Origin of the sequence: Microbacterium sp. SORGH_AS_1204, from assembly GCF_030818935.1 — a bacterium.
In the GTDB taxonomy this organism is placed as follows: Bacteria; Actinomycetota; Actinomycetes; order Actinomycetales; family Microbacteriaceae; genus Microbacterium.
In genome coordinates this window covers 1,410,304-1,435,924 of the sequence record NZ_JAUTBD010000001.1, presented here as the reverse complement: position 1 = coordinate 1,435,924, position 25,621 = coordinate 1,410,304, and the positions used below count along the sequence as shown (strand labels likewise).

The window sequence follows — 25,621 nt, the reverse complement described above, 5'->3', positions numbered from 1 at the left end:
ATGCCGGGCGCCCGGCCTCACCGGCCGTCGACGGCGGAGAGCGGGGCGTGGGACAGCGCCGCGCGTCGATCGGGGCTCCGCCACCGCCCGTCGGAGGGACGTCCGAGCGCCGCGAGCAGCGCGCGCAGGCACAGCACGGCATCCCATACCCGCATGAGCGGGTAGAGCAGCATCCAGACATGCGGACGCGTGCGCGACACCGCGCACACGAACACCGTCATCGCCGCGTCCGCCGCCAGGAACCCGGCGGCGAGGGGGATGACGGGCAGGAACGCGGCGACCGCTGCCGCCGTCGCCGCCGCCTCACCCGACAGCACGACACTCGCCGACGCCGCTATCGCCCCGAGCAGCAGCATGGGCAGGATCGCGGCGAGCACGAGACTCGACACGACGGTTTCGAGGGCGAACACACCCACCGACGACCAGAACAGCCCGCGCCGCGGACCGTGGCGGCGGACGGTCTGCCAGAAACCGAGACTCCACCGCCGCATCTGCGCGGAGTAGTCGCGGAAGATCGCCGGATCCTGGGTCTCGGCGACGGCGCAGTCCGGACGGAAGGCGATGCGCCCCAGCCTCTTGGCGTGCACCTCGAAGGTCATGTTGAAGTCCTCGATCGACAGACCCGGGGCATCGATGTCGATGCGGTCGAGGACGTCGGTGCGATACATGCTGGCGAACCCGGGCACGATGGCCACCGCGTCAGCGGCACGCGCGGCCTGACCGAACTTGTGCACGTACTGCGTAAAGACGTAGGTGCGCTCGCGGTACGACGTCAAGAACCGCCCCATGCCGCCCGCCATGGCATCCGTCGCGGTCGTCGCGCGGCCGGCCACGGCCACGACCTCGTCGTCGGTGAACAGGGGCAGGCCCGTGCGCAGGTAGTCCGGCCGCGGCCGCGAGTCGGCATCGAGCAGCAGCAGGAGCGGAAAGCGATCCGGGATGCGGAAGTGCGCGAGGCCCGCGCGGATGGCACCGGCCTTGCCGCGGTTGGGCACGAGATCCCACGCCGTGGCCCCGGCCTCGCGCGCCCGACCCACGGTGTCGTCGTGGGAGCCGTCCGACACCACGAAGACGTTCTGCGCGGGCACGAGGGCGCGGGCGGCGCGAACGGCGTCGGCGATGACGAGCTGCTCGTCGTGGGCGGCAATCAGCACCGCGACCTCCTCCGGCCGGAAGTACATCGACGGCGTCAGCAGCCCCGAGTCCTTGCGTCCCGCGGCGGCGAGGCGGCACAGCGCCACCGCCCCCCACACGAGGGTGGAGACGCCGATGGTGCAGGCCGCGACAAGGAGCGCGGCGAGCGTGCTCACGCGCCCCCGCCCCGCTGAAGCCGCGACGCGACGACCGGCGCGGGCGACGGACAAAACGCCGGCGTCCCCTCGGCGGTGTGGGTCATGGCATCCTCCCCGATCGCGGTCTCGGCTCGACCGTACGCGGCGCGTCCCCCGCACGCGTGCCACTCGAACCGCACGGGCATTGCGGTTTCCCGCACGAATCGCGGCCGCGCGCGGTGACCCGCATGATCGGTGCCCGATCCTTGACCCTCGGCGAGAGACGGGATGAGGGTGAGCGGTGGATCGGCGCGACCAGCACGCGCCGCCCGCACCGCACCCGAATCGTCCGGCGCCCCGAAGCGAGGGGCCACCGGTACCTGCACTCTGGAGGATGAAGATGTCCACACTCGATGTCCGGGCCGATCTGTGGGACGCCCCGTCCCCGCCGCCGCCCCCCACCGCCGCCTTCGACTACGACGTCGCCATCGTCGGACTCGGCTACGTGGGACTCCCGACGGCGCTCGCCTACCACGCCAGCGGATCGCGCGTGATCGCGGTGGATGCCTCGTCCCGCCGCCTCCGCACGATCGCTGCGCGCGGCGCCGACCTCATCGACTCAGACCGCGAGCGACTCGACGTCGCCCTGCGCGCCCCCGCCGCCTTCCGTCTCACCGGCGACGTCACTGAGCTGTCGCGCGCCGCCGCCGTCGTCGTGTGCGTCCCCACGCCCGTCGACGCCCGCCAGGTACCCGATCTCACCGCACTCCGCGCGGCGTGCGCCACCGTCGTCGCCGCCGCGCGGCCCGGGCAACTCGTCATGCTCACCTCCACCACCTACGTCGGCTGCACGCGCGATCTCGTCGAACGGCCATTGCGCGAACGAGGGATGGAGGTCGGCGTCGACGTCTTCGTCGCCTTCAGCGCCGAACGCATCGACCCGGGCAACGTCGGCTTCGCCCAGGAGGTTGTCCCCCGCGTGGTGGGTGGGGCCACCGCGGCGTGCGAGGAGAAGGGCGCGCGCCTGCTCGCCCGCTACGCCGACCGCGTGCACCGGGTGTCGAGCCTGGCGACGGCCGAGATGACGAAGCTGCTCGAGAACACCTTCCGCGCGGTCAACATCGCGCTCGCGAACGAGTTCGCCGACATCTGCGGCGCACTCGACGTGCCCGTCACCGAGGTCATCGAAGCGGCGAGCACGAAGCCGTACGGGTTCATGGCGTTCTACCCGGGTCCGGGCGTCGGCGGCCACTGCATCCCGTGTGATCCGCACTATCTGCTCTGGCAGTTGAAGGCCCTGCACGTAGATGCCGGCGTCATCACCGAGGCGATGACGCGTATCGCCGCGCGCCCTCGCCGCGTGGTCGAGCGCATCCGCGACGTGCTCGGACGAGCCGGCAAGGGCACCCTGGGCGCCCGGGTCCTCGTCGTGGGCGTGACGTACAAGCCCGACGTCGCCGATCTGCGCGAATCGCCCGCGCTGGAGATCATCGACCTGCTCGCCGACCTCGGCGCCGAGGTGCAGTACGTCGACACGCACGCGCCGCACATCCACCTCGTATCCGGGAGGGAGCGCGATTCGCTCGCCGATCCCGGCGCGTTCCACCCCGACGTCGTGCTCGTGCACACCCGGCACCACGACAGCGACCTCGGATGGCTGGATGCCGACACGGTCGTCGTCGACGGCACCTACCGCAGCGCCGACATCGCGGGGCGGGTGCTGCTGTGAGCGTGCCGATCTACCCCGGCCGCGGGACGGGCCGCACGTCCCTGGTCACCGGCGGCGCCGGGTTCGTCGGCAGCCATCTCGTCGAGCATCTGCTCGACCTCGGCGACGAGGTGGTCGTGCTCGACGACCTCTCCACCGGCTCGGCGCGCAATCTCGCCGGCGTCGCCGACAACCCGCGCCTGACGATGATCCACGGCTCCATCCTCAACCCCACCACCGTCGGACAGGCGATGCGATCGTGCGACCGGGTGTTCCACCTCGCGGCGGCCGTCGGGGTGAAGCTGATCGTCGAGCAGCCGCTGCGGGGTCTGCGCATCAACATCCACGGCACCGAGAACGTGCTGACCGCCGCGATCGAGCACCAGGCATCCGTGCTGCTGGTGTCCACGAGCGAGGTCTACGGCAAGAACACCGCCGACCGCCTTCGCGAGGACTCCGATCGGGTGCTCGGCGATCCCCTCCTCTCGCGCTGGACGTACGCGGGTGCGAAGGGGATCGACGAAGCCTTCGCGAAGGCCTACTGCGATCAAGAAGGCCTCGACGTGTCCATCGTGCGACTGTTCAACACGGTCGGCCCGCGTCAGACCGGGCGGTACGGCATGGTGCTGCCCAACCTCGTCGGTCAGGCCCTGCGCAATCAACCCCTCACCGTCTTCGGCGACGGGCGGCAGACGCGCTGCTTCTCGGCCGTCGAAGACGTCGTCCCCGCGATGGTCGCGATCGAGCGCGACCCGCGAGCGCGCGGCGAGGCGTACAACCTCGGGGGCGCCCGCGAGATCTCCATCCTCGACCTCGCGCACGAGATCATCCGCACGCTCGACAGTCGCAGCACGGTCGAGCTGGTGCCGTACGAGCGCGCGTATGCGCCCGGCTTCGAAGACATGCGCCGCCGTGTCCCCGACAACACCAAGGCCCACGCGCTCGTCGGCTACGAACCGCACACGTCGTTGACCTCGACGATCATGCGCGTCGCCGCCGACCTGCTCTCGCGTGAGCGGCTGGGGTCGGATGCCATGCCCCTGGCGGGCGCGGCGACGTTCCGGGGTGTGGTGTGATGCGCATCCGGATTCCGCACCCCCCGACGTCGGTCGCGGCGCGACGGGTCCGCCGCCCCCTGGCCGTCGTGACGGCGGTCGCCGCCGTCCTCGGCGGTCTCATCGGGGTCGCGCCCGCCCCGCCCGCCACGGCCGCCACCCGCACGATCGTGAGTCTCACGTTCGACGATGCCAACGCCAATCAGCTGCAAGCGCTCCCGGCGTTGCGGTCGAACGGGATGAAGGCCACGTTCTACGTGCCGTCCGGTTTCATCGGCGCCGCGAGTCACATGACGCGCGCCGACCTCACGTCGCTGAAGAACGCCGGTCACGAGATCGGCGGCCACACCGTGAACCACCCCGACCTCGCACAGGTCAGCGTCGACGAGGCGAAGCGGCAGATCTGCACCGACCGCAAGAACCTCACGTCGTGGGGCTTCGTCGTACGCAGCTTCGCCTATCCCTTCGCATCCAGCACCCCCGAGGTCGAGAAGGCGGCGGCGTCCTGCGGCTACAGCAGCGCACGGCTTCTCGGCGACATCCGCAGCCGCTTCGGCTGCCCGGAATGCTCCTTCGCCGAGTCGACCCCGCCCGCCGATCGTTTCGCTCTGCGGGCGCTCGATCAGGTGGATGCCACCTGGACGCTCGACGATCTCAAGGCGGGCGTCACGAACGCCGAACGCAACGGCGGCGGGTGGGTGCAGTACACCTTCCACGACGTGTGCGCCGACGCCTGCAGCGACCTGGCCGTCACCCCGGCCGTCTTCTCGCGCTTCCTGACGTGGCTCAAGACGCGCCAGGCGGTGGGGACGGTCGTGCGCACGGTCGGCGACGTCATCGGCGGCGCGGCGAAACCGGTCGTGAGCGGGCCCGCCGTCCCCGCGCCCACCGGCGCGACCAACGGCATCGTGAACCCGAGCCTGGAGGTCGGTGCGCCGGACTGCTGGATGCGCGGCGGATACGGCAGCAACTCCCCCGTGTTCAGCACCGGGTCTCCGGCGCATACCGGGGCCATCGCCAGCGGCATCACCATGTCGGACTACGTCGACGGCGACGCGAAGCTGCTGCCCCAGTTCGATCTCGGACAGTGCGCGCCGACCGTGACCGCCGGCCGGACGTACACCCTGCGCGAGTGGTACCTCTCCAGCGGCGTCACCCAGTTCGCGGTCTACCTCCGCGCCTCGAGCGGCGCGTGGACGTACTGGACGTCGAGCCCGTGGTTCGGTTCGGCGACCGCGTGGACGCAGGCGGATTGGACGACCCCCGCCATCCCGGCGGGCTACGACGGAATCAGTTTCGCGCTGACGATCTTCGCCGACGGAACCCTGCGCACCGACGACCTGCAGCTCTACGACAGCGCCGGCGCCCCGCCGTTGCCGGCGGCCGGCGCTGTGACGCGATCCACCGCCGACACCTCGGGGGAGCCGCCCGCCGGCCCGGTCGAGGTCTTCCGGCCCACCGAGAGCACCGTCTCCGGATGACGCGGCGCCACCGGCCGACGGCGACGATCACCCTCGCGGTGGTCGTCGCCGTCGCGCTGCCCGCCTGCGCCGGGATGCCATCTCCCCGCCCCGACACGGGCTATCCCTGGCACACCGACATCGTCGCCACCACGTTCTGGGTCGGCGAGGTGTTCGACCCCGGCGCGGCGGACGGCAGCCAGCGGGTCTCGACCTACGATTCCGACTGGCTGGGCTCCTACGGCGGATGCGACGGCATCGAGGCCGACGGGGAATGCCGGACGGAGCCGCGCACGGCGGAGGCGGACTACTTCCCGACGCGCATGACCCCGCGCGAGAACCCCTTCTACCTCGACCTGCCGTTCGACGACCTCAACGACGAAACCGGCTTCGCCACCCGAGGTGAGGTCGTGCCCTGGGCCGCCGACCCGCTCTACGCGTCCGCGGTCGACGACCCCGACATCAGCCTCATGAAGAACCGCTGGGTCGTGCTGCACCGCGACGGACGGGTCTGCTACGGGCAGATCCAGGATGCCGGACCCGGCGAGTACCGTGACGCCGCGTACGTGTTCGGCGACGACGATCGACGTCCGACGAACACGCGCTTCAACGGGGCGGGGCTGGACGTCTCACCGGCGCTGAACGGATGCCTCGGCTTCGCCGACCTCGACGGCGACGGCGACCGCGTCGATTGGGCGTTCGTCGACGACGACGATGTCCCGCCGGGCCCCTGGACGAAGCTGATCACCCGCAGCCCCGTGCGGTGAGCCCGTGCCGTGGACGGCTGGATGAGAAGAGGGCCGGATGCCATGGCATCCGGCCCTCTTCGACGTCACTGACCGCGGCGCTCGCGCAACTGCTGCAACGCGTCGTCGAGCAGTGAGGCGGCTTCTTCGTCGCTTCGGCGCTCTTTCACGTAGGCCAGGTGTGTCTTGTACGGCTCCGCCTTGGCCAGAGCCGGCGGGTTCGCCTTGTCGCGACCGGCGGGAAGACCGGAGTGCGGGGAGTCGATGGTCTCGGGGATCTCGTCGTCGGGGATGCCCGCCGCGAAGTAGCGCACCGTCTCGTTGCCGAGTGCGTCCCAGTACGACACCGCCACGCGATCGGCGTGGAAGCCGTGGTCCTGTTCGCCCATCGGGCCCGCGCCGACGCGGGAGCCGCGGATCGCATTGCCGCCAGTGGCCATGTCAGAGCTCCGCGAACTTGGTCAGCAGGCCGAGTCCGACGATGGTGACGAACCACACCAGCGCCAGGACGACCGTGAAACGGTTGAGGTTGCGCTCCGCGAGTCCGGACGAGCCGAGGGCGGAGCTCATGCCGCCGCCGAACATGTCGGACAGACCGCCACCGCGACCCTTGTGGAGCAGGATGAGCAGGGTCAGCAGGAGGCTGGTGACACCCAGCAGCACCTGCAGGACGAACTCGAGAATCTGCACTGTCGAAAGCCTTTCGCGCGCGGCACTGTCGACCGCACAAGCGTCAAGTATAGGGGGCGGGTGTCCCGACGCACGGATGCCCGCGGCTCGTCGCCGCGGGCATCCGGTGGCGTCAGACGCCGACGTGCTTCTGGAAGCGGATGATCGCCGCGAACTCGTCGACGACGAGGCTCGCGCCACCCACCAGGGCGCCGTCGACATCGGGCTCACGCATGAAGCCGGCGATGTTGCTCGACTTCACCGAACCGCCGTAGAGCACGCGCGTGCGTGCGGCGGCGTCGGCCCCCAGCTTGTCGGCGACGACCGCGCGAAGTTTCGCGCAGACCTCCTGAGCCTGGTCGGGAGTTGCGGCCTGACCGGAACCGATGGCCCAGACGGGCTCGTACGCGACGACGATGTCGGCGTCCGCCGACACGCCCTCGAGGGCGACCTCGAGCTGCCCCACGGGAACGGCGCTGGCGCCGAACTTCTCGAGGTCTTCGCTGGTCTCGCCGACGCAGATCACGGGCACGAGGCCGTGACGCAGTGCCGCCTGGGTCTTCGCCGCGATGACCTCATCGGTCTCGTGGTGGAACTGGCGACGCTCGGAGTGCCCGATGATGACGTACGTCGCGTCGAGCTTGGCGAGGAACTGGCCCGAGATCTCGCCGGTGTAGGCACCGGAATCGTGTGCCGACAAATCTTGCCCGCCGAGCGCGAATTCGATCTTGTCGGCATCGAGCAGCGTCTGCACGGTGCGCAGGTCGGTGTACGGCGGGAACACCGCGACCTCGACGCTGCCGTTCTCGTGCTTCGCTTCCTTCAGCGTCCAGTGCAGCTTCTGGACGAACGCGACCGCCTGCAGGTGGTCGAGGTTCATCTTCCAGTTGCCGGCGATGAGGGGGGTTCTGGTCACACCCATCCGAGGACCTCCAGTCCGGGGAGTTTCTTGCCTTCGAGGAACTCCAGGCTGGCACCGCCGCCGGTGGAGATGTGTCCGAACTCGTCGTCGGAGAAGCCGAGCTGGCGCACGGCCGCGGCGGAGTCGCCACCGCCGACGACGCTGAGGCCGTCGACCTCGGTGAGGGCCTTCGCGACCGTCTTGGTGCCGGCCTCGAACGCCTTCATCTCGAACACGCCCATGGGGCCGTTCCAGAAGACGGTGCGCGAACCGCGGATAGCCTCGGCGAACAGCTCCGCCGTGCGGGGGCCGATGTCGAGACCCAGACCGGAGGCGCCGAAGGACGTGTCCTCCAGCTTGTCGGCGTCGGCGACGACGTGGTCGGCGTCGGCGGAGAACGACGCCGCGACGACGGCATCCACGGGGAGGACGATCTCGACGCCGCGCTCCTTCGCCGTGGCGAGGTAGCCCTTCACGGTGTCGATCTGGTCCTGCTCGAGCAGGCTCGAGCCGACCTTGTGGCCCTCGGCGACGAGGAACGTGAACATCATGCCGCCGCCGACGAGGAGCTTGTCCACGCGCGGGAGGAGGTGCTCGATGACGCCCAGCTTGTCGCTGACCTTCGAGCCGCCGAGCACGACCGTGTAGGGGCGCTCGGGGTTCTCGGTCAGTCGGTCGAGGACCTCGAGCTCCTTCTGGATGAGCAGACCCGCGGCCGAGGGCACGAGCTGCGCGAGGTCGTAGACGCTCGCCTGCTTGCGGTGCACGACGCCGAAGCCGTCGGACACGAGAGCGTCGCCGAGGGCGGCGAGCTCGCGGGCGAACGCCTGACGCTCGCCCTCGTCCTTCGAGGTCTCGCCCGCATTGAAGCGGAGGTTCTCGATGACGGCGACCTCACCGTTCTCGAGCGAGGCGACGGCATCCTGAGCCGACTCGCCGACCGTGTCGCGCGCGAACGCGACCGGCTGGCCGAGCAGCTCGGACAGGCGCTGAGCGACCGGTTCGAGCGAGTACTTCGGGTCGGGCGCCCCATCGGGGCGGCCCAGGTGCGAGCACACGACCACACGCGCGCCGGCGTTGATCAGTGCGTTGAGAGTCGGCAGCGACGCGCGCACGCGGCCATCGTCCGTGATGACGCCGTCCTTGAGAGGGACGTTCAGGTCACAACGGACGATGACACGCGTGCCGGCCAGCGACCCCAGCGAATCGAGGGTGCGCAGAGCCATGAAGGATTACAGGCGCTCGGCGACGTACTCGGTCAGGTCGACGAGGCGGTTCGAGTAACCCCACTCGTTGTCGTACCACGACGACACCTTGACCAGGTTGCCGCTGACGTTGGTCAGTTCGGCGTCGAAGATCGAGGAGTGCGGGTTGCCCTGGATGTCGCTGGAGACGATCGGGTCCTCGGTGTACTGCAGGATGCCGTTGAGGCGACCCTCGGCAGCGGCCTTCTTGTAGACCTCGTTGATCTGGTCGGCGGTCAGGCCCTCGGTGGGGGTGACGATGGTGAGGTCGACGATCGAGCCGGTGGGGACCGGAACGCGGTACGACGAGCCGCTGAGCTTTCCGTTCAGCTCGGGCAGCACGAGGCCGATGGCCTTCGCGGCACCGGTGGAGGCGGGCACGATGTTGATCGCGGCACCGCGGGCACGACGCAGGTCGCTGTGCGGGCCGTCCTGCAGGTTCTGGTCTGCGGTGTAGGCGTGCGCGGTCATCATGAAGCCGCGCTCGATGCCGAAGGCCTCGTGGAACACCTGCGCGAGGGGCGCCAGGCAGTTCGTGGTGCACGACGCGTTCGAGATGATGACGTCGGTCTCGGGGTTGTAGGTCTCTTCGTTGACGCCCATGACGATCGTGGCGTCGTCGCCCGTGGCGGGTGCGGAGATGAGGACCTTCTTGGCGCCGCCCGTGATGTGCTTCTTGGCGTCTTCGGCCTTGGTGAAGCGACCGGTCGACTCGATGACGATGTCGACACCGAGCTCGCCCCAGGGGAGGTTGGCCGGGTCGCGCTCTTCGAAGACCTTGATGGTCTTGTCGCCGACGGTGATGGAGTCTGCGGTGTACGAGACGTCTTCGGTCAGCACGCCGCCGACGGAGTCGTACTTGAGGAGGTGCGCCAGCGACTTGTTGTCGGTGAGGTCGTTCACCGCCACGATTTCGAGGTCGGCACCCTGCGCGAGAGCCGCGCGGAGGTAGTTGCGTCCGATACGGCCGAAGCCGTTGATTCCGATCTTGACGGTCACGGAATTTCTCCTGAATCAGTTGTGCGCGATATGCGCGTGATTGCGGTGTTCGCTGGCGGACAACGGCGTCCCGGTGAGGTGTCCCACCGGGACGCCGCACCGTTTACGACAGTACCAGCAGACCCGAGGTCTTCTCCCGGGCCGCGGCGAAGCGCTTCTGGGCGTCATCCCAGTTGGCGATGTTCCAGAACGCCTTCACGTAGTCGCCGCGGACGTTCTTGTAGTCGAGGTAGTACGCGTGCTCCCAGACGTCGAGGAGCAAGATCGGCACTGTGCCCGCGACGATCTGGCCCTGCTGGTCGAAGAACTGCTGGATGACGAGGTTCTCGCCGATCGAGTCCCAGAACAGCCCCGCCCAACCCGAACCCTGCACGCCGAGGGCGGCGGCGGTGAACTGGGCGCGGAAGGCGTCGAACGAGCCGAACTGGTCGTCGATCGCGGACTCGAGGTCTCCGGTGGGCTTGTCACCACCGTTGGGCGAGAGGTTCGTCCAGAAGATCGAGTGGTTCGTGTGACCGCCGAGGTTGAACGCGAGGTCTTTCTGCAGGCGGTTGATGTTCGCGAAATCGCCCTTCTCCCGCGCCTCGGCGAGGAGGTCGAGAGTGGTGTTCGCACCGTTGACGTAGGTCTGGTGGTGCTTGCTGTGGTGCAGCTCCATGATGGTCGCACTGATGTGCGGCTCCAGCGCCGAGTAGTCGTAGGGCAGTTCGGGCAGCGTGTACTTCGCCATGATCTCAACTTCCGAATCGGGCGCTGCCGAGACCTCTTCGCCGTGACGACGTGCCGAGGAATCGAGCAGCGAGGGTGACGAGTTCATCCTACTGAGGGCTAACCACGGCGCATCGGGGTTGCTTCCCCGGATGACGGTGGATAGCCCGCCCGGGCGCGTCGCGCGTTCCGCGACGGCGGGAGGATGCCGGGCAACCCCGCCCCGGGGACGTCAGTCGTCCGCGCCCACCGGCACGGCGGCCTCGGTGCCCGGGATGCCGTCGGCCTCGGCCTTCTTGTCGGCCATGGCCAGCAGTCGGCGGATGCGGCCGGCCACGGCGTCCTTGGTGAGGGGCGGGTCGGCGTGGTGGCCGAGCTCGTCGAGGCTGGCGTCGCGGTGCGCCAGGCGCAGCTCGCCGGCCTGCTGCAGGTGATCGGGAACCTCGTCGCCGAGGATCTCGAGTGCGCGCTCGACACGGGCGCACGCGGCCACCGCGGCCTGCGCCGATCGACGCAGGTTCGCGTCGTCGAAGTTGACGAGACGGTTGACGCCGGCACGCACCTCTCGGCGCTGACGCATCTGGTCCCACTCGCCCGCGGTGCGGCGGGCGCCCATCTCGTAGAGCGCGCCGCGGATGGCCTCGCCGTCACGCACGACGACGCGCGGAACGCCGCGCACCTCGCGGGCCTTGGCGGGGATGCCGATGCGGTGCCCCGCGCCGACGAGCGCCATCGCGGCCTCCGACGACGGGCACGAGATCTCGAGGGCCGCCGAACGACCCGGGTCACTGAGCGACCCGCTCGCGAGGAACGCGCCGCGCCAGATGGCGCTGAGGTCGGGGCGCGAACCGGTCGTCAGCTTGTTCGGGAGCCCTCGCACGGGCCGGCGGCGCTGGTCGAGCAGACCCGTCTGACGGGCGAGGGTCTCCCCCGCCTCGATGACGCGGACGGCGAAGTGGCCGCCGGTGCGCCCGCCGGAGCCCTGCACGTGGTGCAGCTCGGGACGCACGCCGTAGAGCTCCATCAGGTCGCGGGCGACGCGGCGCGCGAGGATGTCGGAGTCCAGTTCGGCCTCGACGGCGACGCGGTTGGCGATGGAGTGCAGACCACCGGAGAAGCGCAGGAGGGCCGTGAGTTCGGCGACGCGCGCGGTCGGGCGCGGGTCGCGAACGGTGATGAGTTCGGCCTTCACGTCGGCGGTCAGCGGCACGGTTCTCCTCGGGTGGGGGCGGCGGGGACGACGGTACAGCCTACTCGCGACCGAGGTCTCGATGAGCCACTCGCACCGCCACCCCGGGCACGTCGGCCAGACGTGCAGCGAGTTCCCGCGCCATCACGACCGAGCGGTGCTTGCCGCCCGTGCACCCCACGGCCACCACGGAATGGCGCTTGTTCTCGCGCTGATAGCCCTCCAACACCGGTCGCAGAGCCGCCGCGTACGCGTCGAGGAAGTCCGACGCGCCCGTCTGGCCCAGCACGTATTCCCGCACCTGGGGATCTTCGCCGGTGAGCGGGCGGAGATTCTCGTTCCAGAACGGATTCGGCAGGAAGCGCATGTCGGCGACGAGGTCGACGTCGGGCGGGAGGCCGTACTTGAAGCCGAAGCTCATGAGGGTGATCGTGTGCCGGGCCGCGCCCTCTTCCCCGAAGAGCGCCACCGTGCGCAGGGACAGCTGGTGGACGTTCAGCGCCGAGGTGTCGATGACGACGTCGGCGGCCTCGCGCAACGGTGCGAGCCGTTCCCGCTCGCGACGGATGCCGTCGAGGATGGTTCCGTCGCCCTGCAGGGGATGCGGTCGGCGTACGGCCTCGAACCGGCGCACGAGCACGGCGTCACTGGCATCCAGGAAGACGACGCGCACCTGACGGCCCGCCTGCAACGTGCGCATCGCCTCGGGGAGGTCGCTGAACAGCGAGCGACCGCGGACGTCGACGACCACCGCCACCCGTGGCACGGCCCCACCGGCGAGCTCGGTGAGTTCGAGCAGGGGGCGCAGCATCTGCGGCGGCAGGTTGTCGACCACGTACCAGTCGAGGTCTTCGAGGGCGTTGGCGACCGTCGATCGCCCGGCCCCCGACATCCCGGTGACGATCAGCACCTCGCCTGGTTCATCGCGTGCCGGATCCATGCGCGTGAGCCTCCCGTCGTGTCGTTCCAGCCTACCGAGCCAGGTGCGCGTGGATCGCGTCGGCGAGGGTCGGGCCGATGCCGGGCAGAGCCGTGATCTCCTCCGCGCTGGCTTCCTTCAGTGCGGAGACCGATCCGAAGTGCCGCAGCAGGGCTTTGATGCGGGCCTCGCCGAGCCCCGGGACCTCCGCGAGCACGCTGGTGATGTCGCGCTTACGACGCTTGCGCTGATGCACGATGGCGAAGCGGTGGGCTTCGTCGCGCAGACGTTGCAGCAGGTACAGCGACTCCGACGTCCGCGGCAGGATGACCGGGTACTCCTCCCCCGGCAGCCAGACCTCTTCGAGGCGCTTGGCGATCCCGCAGAGCGCGATCTCCTCGTGGCCCGCATCGGCGAGTGCACGAGCCGCCGCCGCGACCTGCGGCTGACCGCCGTCGACGACGAGCAGCTGGGGCCGGTAGGCGAAGCGCGGACGCTTCCGCGCCGTCACGACCTCCCCGTCGGCCGTTGCTTCAGCGGACTCCGGTGCGGCCACGATCGCACCGCCGACGGTCTCGGGCTCGATCTCCTCCGGACGGTCGAGGTACGCCAGACGTCGCGTGAGCACCTGGTACATCGAATCGGTGTCGTCCGTGGTCTCGGCGACACCGAACGAGCGGTACTGGTCTTTGCGGGGCAGCCCGTCTTCGAAGACGACCATGGATGCCACGACGTTGGTGCCCGAGAGGTGCGATATGTCGAAGCACTCGATCCGCAGCGGCGCCTCGGTCATGCCGAGGGCCTCCTGCAGATCGGTGAGGGCCTGTGACCGGGCGACGTAGTCGCTCGTGCGGCGCGTCTTGTGGAGCATGAGCGCCTGCTGTGCGTTGAGGGTCGCCGTCTTCAGCAGGTCGGCTTTGCGCCCCCGCTGGGCGACCTGGAGGGTGACGGGCCGCCCGCGCCGTTCTCGCAGCCAGTCCTCGAGCTGGTCGGCGTCGTCGGGCAGTTCGGGGACGAGCACCTGACGGGGGATGTCGTCGGCATCCGCATCGCCGTACGTGCGCTGGAGAACCTGATCGACGAGCTCGGCTCCGGAGATGTCGATCTCCTTCTCGATGGTCGTGGCCCGCACTCCCCGTACGCGGCCCCCACGCACGACGAAGTGCTGCACGGTCGCGGCGAGCTCGTCTTCGGCGATGCCGAACAGGTCGGCATCCGTGTCGGACGCCAGTACCAGGGCGCTCTTGCCCAGCACGGCGTCGATGGCCTGCAGGCGGTCGCGGTAATGCGCGGCCGACTCGTAGTCCATCGCCGCGGACGCCTCTTTCATGCGAGACGTCAATTCTTTCGCGAAGCGCTGGTCGCCACCCGACATGAAGGCGACGAAGTCGTTGACGATCGCGCGGTGCTCCTCGATCGTGACCTTCATCGAGCACGGTCCGCCGCAACGGCCGATCTGCCCCGGGAAGCAGGGCCGGCCGGATGCCATCGCCTTCTTGTACGAGGAGTCGCTGCACGTGCGGATCGGGAACACCTTGATCATCAGGTCGATCGTGTCGTGCACCGCCCACACCTTCGGGTACGGCCCGAAGTACTTCGCCCCGCGGATCTTGGGGTTGCGCGTGACGATGACCCGCGGCGCCTCATCGGCCAGGGTGATGGCCATGAAGGGGTACGACTTGTCGTCCTTGTAGCGCACGTTGAAGGGCGGATCGAACTCCTTGATCCACATGTACTCCAACTGCAGCGAGTCGATGTCGCTGGGAACGACCGTCCACTCGACGCTCGCCGCGGTCGTCACCATTCGACGGGTGCGCTCGTGCAACGAGTACAGCGGAGCGAAGTAGTTCGACAGGCGCGCCCGCAGGTTCTTCGCCTTGCCGACGTACAGCACGCGGCCCTCGGCGTCGCGAAAGCGGTAGACCCCCGGATTGGTGGGGATCTCACCGGCCTTCGGACGGTAGGGCAGCTGCGACATCCGTTCTCGGGATGCCATGGCTCAGCCCGCCGCGCTCACGAGCTCCCGCTCGGCGTCGTCCGCGTCGAGCGGGGGCGCGTTGCGCTGCGTCCCCGTGCGGCCGGTCTCGAGCAGCTCGGCGAGGAAGGCGCCGGTGTGGCTGCCCTCGACCTTCGCGACCTGCTCCGGCGTGCCGGTGGCCACGATCGTGCCGCCGCCGGCGCCGCCCTCGGGCCCGAGGTCGATCACCCAGTCGCTGCTCTTGATGACGTCGAGGTTGTGCTCGATGACGATGACCGAGTTGCCCTTGTCGACGAGACCGTTGAGCACCTTCAGAAGCAGCGAGACGTCTTCGAAGTGCAGACCTGTCGTGGGCTCGTCGAGCACGTAGATCGAGCGGCCGTTGCTCCGACGCTGCAGCTCGGTGGCGAGCTTGACGCGCTGCGCCTCACCGCCCGACAGGGTGGTGGCCGACTGTCCGAGCCGCACGTAGCCGAGGCCCACGTCGACGAGGGTCTTGAGGTAGCGGTGGATGGCCTGGATGGGCTCGAAGAACTCCGCCGCCTCCGAGATCGGCATTTCGAGCACCTCGGCGATGTTCTTGCCCTTGTAGTGCACCGAGAGGGTGTCACGGTTGTACCGCTTGCCGTGGCAGACCTCGCAGTCGACGTAGACGTCGGGCAGGAAGTTCATCTCGATCTTCAGCGTGCCGTCGCCCGAGCAGGCCTCGCAGCGGCCGCCCTTGACGTTGAAGCTGAAGCGCCCGGCCTGGTAGCCGCGCACCTTCGCCTCGGGCGTCTCCGCGAAGAGGCTGCGGATGCGGTCGAAGACGCCGGTGTAGGTCGCCGGGTTGGAGCGCGGGGTGCGGCCGATGGGCGCCTGGTCGACGTGCACGACCTTGTCGAGGTTGTCGAGACCCGTGACGCGGGTGTGCTTGCCGGGCACGCGACGCGCGCCGTTCAGCTTGGACGCGAGGACTTCGTACAGGATGCCGTTCACCAGCGTCGATTTGCCCGACCCGCTCACGCCGGTGACCGACGTCAGGACGCCCAGGGGGAAGTCGACCGTGACGTTCTGGAGGTTGTTCTCGCGCGCGCCGACGACCGTGATCTGTCGCTTCTTGTCGATCTTGCGACGCTTCTTCGGCGCCTCGATCGCGCGACGACCCGAGAGGTAGGCCCCGGTGAGCGATCGCTCGTCGTCCAGCAGCTCGGCGAGGGGTCCGGAGTGCACGACGTTGCCGCCGTCGACGCCGGCCCGGGGCCCGATGTCGACGACCCAGTCGGCCGCGTGGATGGTCTCTTCGTCGTGCTCGACGACGATGAGGGTGTTGCCGAGGTCCCGGAGGGTCTCGAGCGTCTGGATGAGGCGCCGGTTGTCGCGCTGGTGGAGTCCGATCGAGGGCTCGTCGAGCACGTACAGCACGCCGGTCAGTCCGGAACCGATCTGCGTCGCCAGGCGGATGCGCTGAGCCTCGCCGCCCGAGAGGGTTCCGGCCGCGCGGCCGAGGCTGAGGTAGTTGAGCCCCACCTGCAGCAGGAAGTCCAGGCGGGCGCGGATCTCTCGCAGCACGGCCGCGGCGATGGTCGCCTCGCGATCGGTCAGTGTCAGTTGCGAGAAGAACTCGCGCGCGTCGGCGAGGCTCATGCGCGAGGCCGCGGCGATCGACGTGCCGTCGACGAGCACGGCGAGCACCTCGGGCTTGAGGCGGTCGCCGTCGCACACCGCGCACGGGACCTCGCGCAGGTACTCCGACCAGCGCTGACGCTGCGCGTCGGACTCGGCCTGCAGGTACTGGCGTTCGATGTACGGCACCACACCTTCGAAGCCCGACGAATAGCGCATCTCGCGGCCGTACCGGTTCTTCCACTTGACCGTGACCTTGTAGTTCTCGCCGCGCAGCACCGCCTGCTGAACGTCTTTCGACAGCTTGTTCCACGGTGTGTCGAGCGAGAAGTCGAGGTCGCGCGCGAGGCCCTCGAGGAGACGCTCGTAGTACTGGAAAAGACCCTTGCCCTGCGTGGTCCACGGCAGGATCGCCCCGTCACGGATCGACAGCTCCTCGTCGCCGAGCATGAGGTCGACGTCGACCGACATGCGCGTTCCCAGGCCCGAGCAGACGGGACAGGCACCGAAGGGGGCGTTGAACGAGAACGTGCGCGGCTCGATCTCGGTGAGCTGCAGCGGGTGGCCGTTGGGGCACGCGAGCTTCTCGGAGAACGACTGCCATGCGTCGTCGCCCTCTTCGTCGACGTAATTGACCTGCATGATGCCGCCGGCAAGCCCCATCGCCGTCTCGACCGAGTCGGTCACACGGCTGAGGTTGTCTCCGGATGCCACCAGCCTGTCGACCACCACGGCGATGTCGTGCTTGTAGCTCTTCTTCAGCGTCGGGGGCTCGGCGAGCTGGATCAGCTCACCGTCGACGACCGCGCGGGCGTACCCCTTCGCGCTGAGCTCTTTGAAGAGGTCGACGAACTCGCCCTTCTTCTGCGTGACCACCGGAGCGACGATCTGGTAGCGCGTGCGCTCGGGAAGCTCCATGAGCTGGTCGGCGATCTGCTGGATCGTCTGACGCTGGATGCGGGCGCCGCAGTCGGGGCAGTGCGGCACGCCGATGCGGGCCCACAGCAGACGCATGTAGTCGTGGATCTCGGTGATCGTGCCGACCGTCGAGCGCGGGTTGCGGTTCGTCGACTTCTGGTCGATCGAGACGGCGGGGCTCAGCCCTTCGATGAAGTCGACGTCGGGGCGGTCGACCTGCCCGAGGAACTGCCGCGCGTACGCGCTGAGCGACTCGACGTAGCGCCGCTGGCCCTCGGCGAAGATCGTGTCGAACGCCAGGCTCGACTTGCCCGACCCCGACAGACCGGTGAAGACGACGAGCGAGTCGCGGGGGATGTCGAGGTCGACGTCTTTGAGGTTGTGCACGCGCGCACCCCGCACGGTGAGCTTTCCATTGGCGCCGGGCTTTGCGCTGGCACCGGAAACGGCGGACGACGAGGGGGTATCAACAGGAACGATCGGCACGTGTTAAGTCTAGGTCGGGCCTCCGACATCGGTCCCGGGTTCGCCGCGAGCGCACGGATGTGCGAAGGTGCGGCGGCTCCGAGGGGCCGTCACTCCCGTTCGCGGAGGCTGCCCGCGAAGGGTGCCAGACCGTCTCGCAGGGCGATCAGCGCCGGCTCGTCGACGCCGACTCGCGCCATGACCTGGCCGGGTACCGCGAGCGCGGCCTCGCGCAGCGCGCGGCCCTCGTCGGTGAGGCCGATGTCGAGCACTCGCTCATCGTCGGCGCGGCGGGAACGCACCACCCGCCCCTGGGCCTCAAGTCGCTTAACCAGTGGCGACAACGTCGCCGGCTCCATGGCAAGTTCCGCCGCGAGCGCACGGAGCGATCGCGGCGACTGCTCCCAGAGCGCCAGCATCACGAGGTACTGCGGATGGGTGAGACCGAGCGGCTCCAACACGGGCCGATAGATGGATACGACGTTGCGCGCCGCCGTGACGAGGGCGAAGCACACCTGATTCTCGAGCGCGAGCGGATCTTGCATGCGCCATCCCTCCAAATCGTTAGTACACTAATAATCATGACACGAAAGGATGCCGATCGCCCGCCGCTCCGAGAGCGTGTGCGCGAAGCCGGCGGCTGGTACCAGTACCTCAACACCCGACTGATCCGCGTGGCCGGACCCGCCTCGGTCGGACCCTACGAGACGACGCCCGAGCCCGTCCGCACGGGTCGTCCCTGCCCCCTGTGCGGTCATCCGATGGCCGAGCACAGCGTGGACCGCTCCGGCCCGAAGCCGTTGCTGCACTGCCCCTGATCCAGCCGGCCTCACGCGACCTCCGGGGCGGCGAAGCGCTCTCGTTCGCCGCCCTCCTCAGATCGACTCGGGTACGTCGTCTGACGGACGGCTCAGTTCAATTGCGGCCGCCCGTCGGCATCCAAGGGCCAGCCGGGGTTGACGGCCACCTCCCACGGGTGGCCGTCGGGGTCGACGAAGACGCCCGAGTATCCGCCCCACGGCGTCGGCGCCGCAGACCGCGCCACGATCGCACCCGCCGCGCGGGCGACCGCCAGGATCGCATCGACCTCCGCGGGCTCCGAGACATTGTGCGCGAGCGTCACACCACCCCACCCGCCGGGGTCGACGACGCCGGAGTCCTCTGCGAGCTTGTCGCGGCCCCAGAGCGCGACGACCATCCCTCCGGCGTCGAAGAACGCCACCTCGCCGCCGACCGATGCCGTGTGCGCCTCCCAGCCGAGAGCTTCGTAGAACGTGACCGCGCGTGAGAGATCGTGCACGCCCAGGGTCACGAGAGTCACCCGTTGATCCATGATCGCGTTCGGGCTCAGGCGTGCCCGGCCCGCTCCATCGCCCGCAGCTCCTTCTTCATGTCCTGCACCTCGTCGCGGAGCCGCCCGGCCAATTCGAACTTGAGCTCGGCCGCTGCCGCCAGCATCTGCTGCGTCAGGTCGGCGATGGTCGACTCCAGCTGATCGGCGCCCTCGGCGGCGATGCCCGTGCGCCGCAACGACGGTGTCGGCGACTTGCCCTTGCTCGCCTTGTCGTTGCGAGCGAGGAGCTTCTTGGTGTCGGTGGCCTCCCGGTTCAGGACCTCGGTGATGTCGGCGATCTTCTTGCGCAGGGGCTGCGGGTCGATGCCGTTCTCGGTGTTGTACGCGATCTGCTTCTCCCGGCGGCGTTCGGTCTCGTCGATCGCGTTGCGCATGGAGTCGGTGATCTTGTCGGCGTACATGTGCACCTGACCCGACACGTTTCGTGCGGCGCGGCCGATGGTCTGGATGAGCGAGGTGCCGCTGCGGAGGAACCCCTCTTTGTCGGCATCCAGGATCGCCACCAGCGACACCTCGGGGAGGTCGAGTCCTTCTCGCAGCAGGTTGATGCCGACGAGCACGTCGTACACGCCCGCCCGCAGCTCGGTCAGCAGCTCGACGCGGCGCAGGGTGTCGACGTCGGAGTGCAGATAGCGCACGCGCACGCCGTGCTCGCCGAGGAAGTCGGTGAGCTCCTCGGCCATCTTCTTCGTCAGGGTCGTGACGAGCACACGCTCGTCACGCTCCACGCGCACGCGGATCTCCTCGAGCAGGTCGTCGATCTGTCCCTTGGAGGGCTTCACGATGATCTCGGGATCGACCAAGCCGGTCGGGCGGATGATCTGCTCGACGACGCCGTCGGCGATGCCCATCTCGTAGCGTCCGGGGGTCGCCGAGAGGTAGACGGTCTGGCCGACGCGCTCTTTGAACTCATCCCACCGCAGCGGGCGGTTGTCCATGGCGCTGGGCAGTCGGAAGCCGTGCTCGACGAGCGTGCGCTTGCGCGAGGCGTCTCCCTCGTACATCGCGCCGATCTGCGGCACGGTCACGTGCGACTCGTCGATCACGAGCAGGAAATCGTCGGGGAAGAAGTCCAGCAGCGTGTGCGGGGGGTCGCCGGGCATGCGGCCGTCCATGTGCCGCGAGTAGTTCTCGATGCCCGAGCAGAAACCGAGCTGCTGCAGCATCTCGAGGTCGAAGGTCGTGCGCATGCGCAGGCGCTGCGCCTCGAGCAGTTTGCCCTGCGACTCGAACTCCTTCAGCCGCTCCTCGAGCTCGTGCTCGATGGTGCCGATGGCGCGCTGCACCGTCTCGGTGCCGGCGACGTAGTGAGAGGCGGGGAAGATCGGCACGGAATCCATCTTCTCGATGACGTCGCCGGTCAGCGGGTGCAGCGTGTACAGCGCCTCGATCTCGTCGCCGAACATCTCGATGCGGATCGCGTACTCCTCGTACACCGGGATGATCTCGATCGTGTCGCCGCGCACGCGGAAGTTGCCGCGCGAGAAGTCGACATCGTTGCGGTTGTACTGCATCGAGATGAACTTGCGGATGAGCGCGTCACGGTCGTAGCGCTCCCCCACCTGCAGGGCGACCATGGCGCGCAGGTACTCTTCGGGCGCACCGAGGCCGTAGATGCACGACACGGTCGACACCACGACGACGTCGCGCCGTGACAGCAGCGAATTCGTCGTCGAGTGGCGCAGTCGCTCGACCTCGGCGTTGATCGAGGAGTCCTTCTCGATGAAGGTGTCGGTCTGCGGCACGTACGCCTCGGGCTGGTAGTAGTCGTAGTACGAGACGAAGTACTCCACCGCGTTGTTCGGCATGAGCTCGCGGAACTCGTTCGCCAGCTGGGCCGCGAGCGTCTTGTTGTGCGCGAGCACCAGCGTCGGGCGCTGCACCTGCTCGACCAGCCAGGCCGTCGTCGCCGACTTTCCGGTACCGGTCGCGCCGAGCAGCACCACGTCGGTCTCACCGGCGTTGATGCGCGCCGCGAGATCGGCGATCGCCTGGGGTTGGTCGCCGGACGGCGAGTATTCGCTGACGACCTCGAAGGGGCGGACGGAACGCGTTGCCTGCATGATTCCAGCGTAGGCGGGGCCTCCGACATCGGGGTCGGGTTGTGTTCGCCGTGCGCGAGCGGAGGGCGCCCGGGCAGCCTCACGAGGAGCGGGCGACACGCTCCCAGAGCTCGTCGACCTGCCGCCGCGTGGCCTCCAGTGTCGTGCTCGTGTCGATCACGACGTCGGCGAGCGCCAGGCGCTCCTCGTCGCTCACCTGGGAGCCGATGCGGGCGCGCGCGTCGGCCTCGCTGAGGCCACGGATCGAGACGAGCCGTCGCACGCGCTCCTCGACGGGCGCGTGCGCGACCACGACGAGGTCCCACGCGTCACCGGCACGCGCTTCGGCGAGCAGGGGCACGTCGTAGACGACGACGGCATCCGGATTCGCGGCGAACGCGGCGTCGAAGCGCCGCTGCGACTCCGTCCGGACGGCGGGGTGCACGAGGGCGTTCAGCGCCGCGAGCCGGTCGGGCCGGCCGAAGACCCGTGCGCCGAGCGCGGGCCGGTCGAGCGAACCGTCGGCGCGGACGACGTCGGCGCCGAACTCGCCGGCGATCGCCTCGAGGACAGCCGATCCGGGCGACTGCACCTCCCGCACGATGGCGTCGGCGTCGACGACGACGGCTCCGTGGGCGGCGAGGGCGATCGCGATGGTGGACTTGCCCGAGGCGATCCCACCCGTCAGCGCGAGAAGAGGCACCCGACGAGGATGCCACATACCCGCCCGTCCGCGGCGAACCCCGCGCGGGCGCTCCCGGCGGATCAGAACCCGAAGTCCCCGCCGAGATCGCCGCCGAAGTCCGCCCCGACGTCGCCGCCGGCGCCCGGGTCGACCGCGCCGGCATCCGTCGCCCCCATCTCCCCCGTCCCGGCCTCGGTCGCCGCGCCGTCGGCGTACCCGGCGTCGTAGCCCGGGTCGAACATCGCCCCGACCAGCGCCGATCCGACCACGTAGCCGCCGATGGTGCCGAGCATCGACGCGCCCAGCATCGAGCCGAAGCCCGGGCCGCCCGAGAAGGATCTCCCGCCGAACGTGCGCTCCATGAAGCCCGGCTGCGAGTACTCCGCGCGGGTCGCCGCGCGGGCGAGCGTCGCGGGGTCGTCGTTCGCGGGGCGCTCGGACGGCGCCAGCCCCGATGACAGATCCTGAAGCACCTGCTGACGCTGTGCCGGCGTCAGCTTGCCGAACGCCTCGGCGTGCACCTGCTCCACGGTCTCCGGCGGGGCCGTCCGCAGGAGGTACCGATAGCGCTCGACCGCCTGCCGGTCCTCGTCCGACCCGGATGCCACGGGCGCACCGCCCCCGGCCGGCGGCGGCGCGTAGCGCCCGTCGGCGTCGCGCGAGTCGCTCGCGGTCGGTCGAGGTGCCGCCGACGTTCGCGGCGGCGTGTCGTCACCGGAACCGAAGAGTCGGTCGAGAAAGCCCATGCTGCATCACCTTCCGCGTCGTGTCCTCCCACGGTAGACGCGACGCGGGACCGGAGACGGGGGCTTGCCGCCTGTGGGAGGGAGTGTTCCTCAGCCCCGCCTCGCGATCGCCTCACTCGTCCATCGGGCGAACAGCGCCCACGGATCATCGACTCCGGCAGCCAGGGAAGCCACGTGCGCGTCGAGGGCCGGCGATCGCCGGAACCATTCCGTGCGCTCGAACCGTTCTTCGGCGAAGAGCGCATGCCGTCGCCTCTCGACCATGCGGTCGCCGCGTTCGAAGGCGAGCAGCTCATCGTGCCAGATGGCGGCGAGTCGCCGGCGGGGCTGCGCCGTCGTGCCGATCTTGATCCGGTCGCCGTACCGGAGGTAGTAGACGACATCGACGCGGGGCGGGGGCAGTTCGTCGTCGACCGGGTCGCCGATCCGCCACTCGCAGACCGCGCAGAGCCACCCGCTCGGCCATCGCACCCCCAGCCGCGATCCGCACAGTCGGCAGGGTGCCGGGAGGACGTCGGTCACCCCGTCGTGCGCGGTGACCCAGTCCGCGCTCACCGCAGCGTGCCACGCGCACAGCGCCACGGGCGCGGAGGGCATCACCGCTCCGGTGCACGCGTCGACGAGACAGACGGGGGCGGGCATGCGTTCACGCTACGCCCGGCCCCCGACATCGGCTCAGTCGTCGCTCTCGGGGGCCTCCAGCAGAAGGAACAGTCCCGCGTACGGGCCGAGTTCGAGCGAGAAGCTCTGCAGCTCGTCGACACGACCGACGACCTCGCGCGTTGCGGCATCCACCGCGGTGCTCTGCGGCACGAGATACTCCGAGCGCACCGTGCCCTCGATGGTCTCGCCCGAGAAATTCAGCACCGTGATCTGCAGCGGCGCATCGTCCGCACGACGATCGCCGCCGTCGAGTCGGTGCACCAGAACGAGCATGCTGGGGTGACCCACCTGCGGGATGTCGACCTGCGAGGCGATGGCGATACCGTGCTCGCCGCGGATGCGGAGCACGTCCCGCAGCCCCGACAGGAACGATTCCGGGTCCGCCTGCTGATCACCGAGAGATCCGTAGAGCGACCGCGCCCGCGGCATCCCCGAGACCGATGACGCCGCCTCGGGAGCGACGTCGAGCAGGTCGTGGGCGCCTCGCTCGATCCAACGCGTGTCACCCGACGAGATGAGGTGGCGCACCTCGTCGGCGGGAAGCGTCAGCGAGCCGGTGAGATCCCACCCCGACAAGGCGAACACCCCGGGCTGCCACGAGTTGTCACTTCGCCAGCAGCAGGTGCGCGTCGCGGATGGCGGGGACGTCGGCGTCGGTGATGTCGCCGAGCGTCGCCTTCCCCTGGGTGGCGGCGATGAGGGATGCCGTCGTGCAGGCGATCCCGTTCTGCGTGAAGACGAGGTTGTAATCGGCCTCGACGGTGAGCTTCTCGGTCAGGTCCGCGCGCACCATCTCGGCGATCTCCCCTCCCGTGTGCTCGGCGTGACGGAAAGGATAGACCGTGTCGCGGTGCGTCGTCGCCCAGTGCACGAGCTCGTAGGTCAGCTCGTCGTGGTTCTGCATGCCGTGCACGAGTTGCACGGGCTCGACCCCGGTCTCGAGCGCGGTGTTCAGCGCGAGCCGCAGGAACTCCGTGTTCGCCGTGGCGAGAGCGTGATGATAGCCCGGACGCGTGACGAAGTCGTACGACAGATCGGCCCCGACCGCACCGGTGTCGCGGATGTCCTCCATCGTCAGGTTGAGCTCCTGGAAGGTGAAGCCGCCGACCTTTCTCACCATGCCCGCGATGATGTGGTTCGCGGCGTGCGAGAGCGGGTGCCCCTCCGACCACGCCGGCAGCCCCTCCGCGCTCTTCTCCACCCCGAGGAAGCCGTTCGCGTCCAGGCGGAGTGCACTCGTCCCCAGATCGCCGAGGGAGTGCAGTGCGTCGCCGATGACGAGACGCATGCCCGCGAAGGTCGGGTCGAGCCAGTTGATCGACGGCTGACCCTCCTTGAAGTAGTGCAGGTAGACCCACCGGCGCTCGAGACCGTCGACACCGACGACGGGCGCCGTCACGCTCCAGTTGGTCTCTTTCACCCCGGGCGTGTAGAAGATCACGCGCTGCAACTCGCCGATGATGTACCCGCGTGCGCTGAGCTCGCGCTCGGTCTCGGCATCGAGGTTGACCGAGTCTCGTCCGGCGGGCACGTCGGGCAGCAACTCCCAGTCCTCGCGGGGGATCTCGACCATGTGGTAGATGCCGGGGTAATCCTTGAAGGCCATCTCCGCGAGGCGGAAGTCCGCCCCCTTGCCCGTGTGACCGGGCACGATGTCGTCGATCACGCTGCCACCGTGCGCCTCCGCCATGTCCGCCATGCGCCGGAAAGCGTTCTCGTCGCCGAACTCGGGGTCGATCTGGGTGCTGATGCGGTCGAAGTGCCCGTCGACGCTCGGAGTCTCCTGCCATCCCGTGATCCCGCCCGCCCGCTTGACCGGACCGGTGTGGATGCCGTTGATGCCGACCCACTCGAAGGCCTCCCACAGCGCCTCGTCACCGAGGGCGTCGAGGAAGGACTCCCCCGGCCGGGTGATGAGCGAGATGGGGTATGCGGTGAACCACACGTCGGTGGATTCGATCGCCCGCCGGGCGTCGGGACGCGCGTACGGGTTCCGCCACATCGACGGCTGCCCCGACAACTGTCGGCTCAAGACGTCGGCGTCCTTGAGCATCGACTGCCGGACGAGCCACTCGACGTACGACGGGTTCAGACCGTTGGCATTGCGCGGGTCGGTGAGAAAACGACGCAGCGTACCGCCGCGGAACTGGTCGCGCGGGCGCAATCGCCGCGGGCGTGCCGGATAGCGCTGCTCGTCGTAACTGATCTCGGTCACCGTCTCGACCACCTCTTCGGCATCGACCGCGACCGACTCCGCCCTCTCATCGTCCGTCATGCTGCGCTCGCCGGCATCGTC

General features: G+C 69.3%; 22 protein-coding genes and 1 pseudogene. 5 read left to right on the top strand and 18 right to left on the bottom strand.

All coding sequences use genetic code 11. From position 1 onward, the window contains the following. Positions 1 to 17: 17 nt before the first annotated feature. Complete coding sequence (locus tag QE410_RS06540) at positions 18 to 1,310, bottom strand: glycosyltransferase family 2 protein (RefSeq protein WP_307329516.1); 1,293 nt, start codon at positions 1,308 to 1,310, stop codon at positions 18 to 20. 361 nt (positions 1,311 to 1,671) lie between these two features. Between QE410_RS06540 and QE410_RS06535 the strand changes: the two genes are divergently transcribed. From QE410_RS06535 to QE410_RS06520, 4 genes are all read left to right on the top strand, one after another. Then, positions 1,672 to 3,000: a nucleotide sugar dehydrogenase gene (locus tag QE410_RS06535; protein WP_307329514.1), complete on the top strand. Its 1,329-nt coding sequence runs from the start codon at positions 1,672 to 1,674 to the stop codon at positions 2,998 to 3,000. Positions 3,001 to 3,002: 2 nt separating this feature from the next. Continuing rightward, complete coding sequence (locus QE410_RS06530) at positions 3,003 to 4,055, top strand: NAD(P)-dependent oxidoreductase (RefSeq protein ID WP_307329510.1); 1,053 nt, start codon at positions 3,003 to 3,005, stop codon at positions 4,053 to 4,055. A gap of 68 nt (positions 4,056 to 4,123) precedes the next feature. Continuing rightward, positions 4,124 to 5,515 (top strand): polysaccharide deacetylase family protein, encoded by a 1,392-nt coding sequence (locus QE410_RS06525; protein WP_307329509.1) that lies wholly within the window; start codon positions 4,124 to 4,126, stop codon positions 5,513 to 5,515. After that, positions 5,512 to 6,261: a hypothetical protein gene (locus QE410_RS06520; protein WP_307329507.1), complete on the top strand. Its 750-nt coding sequence runs from the start codon at positions 5,512 to 5,514 to the stop codon at positions 6,259 to 6,261. Before QE410_RS06525 ends, QE410_RS06520 begins: the two co-directional genes overlap by 4 nt. A 65-nt stretch (positions 6,262 to 6,326) precedes the next feature. Here QE410_RS06520 and QE410_RS06515 read toward each other — a convergent pair whose 3' ends face one another. The 11 genes from QE410_RS06515 to QE410_RS06465 form a co-directional block, all read right to left on the bottom strand. Continuing rightward, positions 6,327 to 6,680 carry an RNA polymerase-binding protein RbpA gene (locus QE410_RS06515; protein ID WP_055955187.1) on the bottom strand — a complete coding sequence of 118 codons (354 nt, stop codon included), beginning with the start codon at positions 6,678 to 6,680 and terminating at the stop codon, positions 6,327 to 6,329. A 1-nt stretch (position 6,681) separates the two neighbouring features. Then, positions 6,682 to 6,930 carry a preprotein translocase subunit SecG gene (gene secG, locus QE410_RS06510; protein WP_243499120.1) on the bottom strand — a complete coding sequence of 83 codons (249 nt, stop codon included), beginning with the start codon at positions 6,928 to 6,930 and terminating at the stop codon, positions 6,682 to 6,684. 112 nt (positions 6,931 to 7,042) lie between these two features. Beyond that, on the bottom strand, positions 7,043 to 7,831 hold the full coding sequence (tpiA, locus tag QE410_RS06505; RefSeq protein ID WP_307329502.1) for a triose-phosphate isomerase: 789 nt from the start codon (positions 7,829 to 7,831) through the stop codon (positions 7,043 to 7,045). Next, positions 7,822 to 9,036 carry a phosphoglycerate kinase gene (pgk, locus tag QE410_RS06500; protein ID WP_307329500.1) on the bottom strand — a complete coding sequence of 405 codons (1,215 nt, stop codon included), beginning with the start codon at positions 9,034 to 9,036 and terminating at the stop codon, positions 7,822 to 7,824. Before pgk ends, tpiA begins: the two co-directional genes overlap by 10 nt. Positions 9,037 to 9,042: 6 nt before the next feature. After that, positions 9,043 to 10,053 (bottom strand): type I glyceraldehyde-3-phosphate dehydrogenase, encoded by a 1,011-nt coding sequence (gene gap / locus QE410_RS06495; protein WP_307329498.1) that lies wholly within the window; start codon positions 10,051 to 10,053, stop codon positions 9,043 to 9,045. Positions 10,054 to 10,156: 103 nt separating this feature from the next. After that, on the bottom strand, positions 10,157 to 10,783 hold the full coding sequence (locus tag QE410_RS06490) for a superoxide dismutase (RefSeq protein ID WP_307334380.1): 627 nt from the start codon (positions 10,781 to 10,783) through the stop codon (positions 10,157 to 10,159). 210 nt (positions 10,784 to 10,993) lie between these two features. Further along, positions 10,994 to 11,971: a DNA-binding protein WhiA gene (gene whiA, locus QE410_RS06485; protein ID WP_307329496.1), complete on the bottom strand. Its 978-nt coding sequence runs from the start codon at positions 11,969 to 11,971 to the stop codon at positions 10,994 to 10,996. 40 nt (positions 11,972 to 12,011) lie between these two features. After that, positions 12,012 to 12,890 carry an RNase adapter RapZ gene (gene rapZ / locus QE410_RS06480; RefSeq protein WP_307329493.1) on the bottom strand — a complete coding sequence of 293 codons (879 nt, stop codon included), beginning with the start codon at positions 12,888 to 12,890 and terminating at the stop codon, positions 12,012 to 12,014. A 31-nt stretch (positions 12,891 to 12,921) separates the two neighbouring features. Then, positions 12,922 to 14,865: an excinuclease ABC subunit UvrC gene (gene uvrC, locus QE410_RS06475; RefSeq protein ID WP_307329491.1), complete on the bottom strand. Its 1,944-nt coding sequence runs from the start codon at positions 14,863 to 14,865 to the stop codon at positions 12,922 to 12,924. A gap of 3 nt (positions 14,866 to 14,868) precedes the next feature. Further along, positions 14,869 to 17,856: an excinuclease ABC subunit UvrA gene (gene uvrA, locus QE410_RS06470; protein ID WP_373459323.1), complete on the bottom strand. Its 2,988-nt coding sequence runs from the start codon at positions 17,854 to 17,856 to the stop codon at positions 14,869 to 14,871. A gap of 89 nt (positions 17,857 to 17,945) precedes the next feature. Further along, complete coding sequence (locus QE410_RS06465; protein WP_307329489.1) at positions 17,946 to 18,380, bottom strand: MarR family winged helix-turn-helix transcriptional regulator; 435 nt, start codon at positions 18,378 to 18,380, stop codon at positions 17,946 to 17,948. Between the two features lie 36 nt (positions 18,381 to 18,416). Here QE410_RS06465 and QE410_RS06460 point away from each other — a divergent pair, with 36 nt between their 5' ends. Beyond that, a complete protein-coding gene (locus tag QE410_RS06460) occupies positions 18,417 to 18,653 on the top strand; it encodes a hypothetical protein (protein WP_307329486.1) in 237 nt (78 codons plus the stop codon). Between the two features lie 92 nt (positions 18,654 to 18,745). Here QE410_RS06460 and QE410_RS06455 read toward each other — a convergent pair whose 3' ends face one another. The 6 genes and pseudogenes from QE410_RS06455 to treS all read right to left on the bottom strand — a co-directional run bounded on the left by QE410_RS06455 (position 18,746) and on the right by treS (position 25,600). Next, a complete protein-coding gene (locus QE410_RS06455) occupies positions 18,746 to 19,156 on the bottom strand; it encodes a VOC family protein (protein ID WP_307329484.1) in 411 nt (136 codons plus the stop codon). Positions 19,157 to 19,182: 26 nt separating this feature from the next. Then, entirely contained in the window at positions 19,183 to 21,252 is a 2,070-nt protein-coding gene (gene uvrB / locus QE410_RS06450) for an excinuclease ABC subunit UvrB (protein WP_307329478.1), read from the bottom strand. A 79-nt stretch (positions 21,253 to 21,331) separates the two neighbouring features. Next, the gene (coaE, locus tag QE410_RS06445) at positions 21,332 to 21,934 is read right to left on the bottom strand and encodes a dephospho-CoA kinase (RefSeq protein ID WP_307329474.1); all 603 of its coding nucleotides are present in this window, start codon (positions 21,932 to 21,934) and stop codon (positions 21,332 to 21,334) included. A gap of 62 nt (positions 21,935 to 21,996) precedes the next feature. Beyond that, a complete protein-coding gene (locus tag QE410_RS06440) occupies positions 21,997 to 22,662 on the bottom strand; it encodes a hypothetical protein (protein ID WP_307329471.1) in 666 nt (221 codons plus the stop codon). 90 nt (positions 22,663 to 22,752) lie between these two features. Continuing rightward, positions 22,753 to 23,304: a GIY-YIG nuclease family protein gene (locus QE410_RS06435; RefSeq protein WP_307329468.1), complete on the bottom strand. Its 552-nt coding sequence runs from the start codon at positions 23,302 to 23,304 to the stop codon at positions 22,753 to 22,755. Positions 23,305 to 23,337: 33 nt separating this feature from the next. Continuing rightward, positions 23,338 to 25,600, bottom strand: a pseudogene (gene treS / locus QE410_RS06430) (maltose alpha-D-glucosyltransferase). Positions 25,601 to 25,621 lie beyond the last annotated feature (21 nt).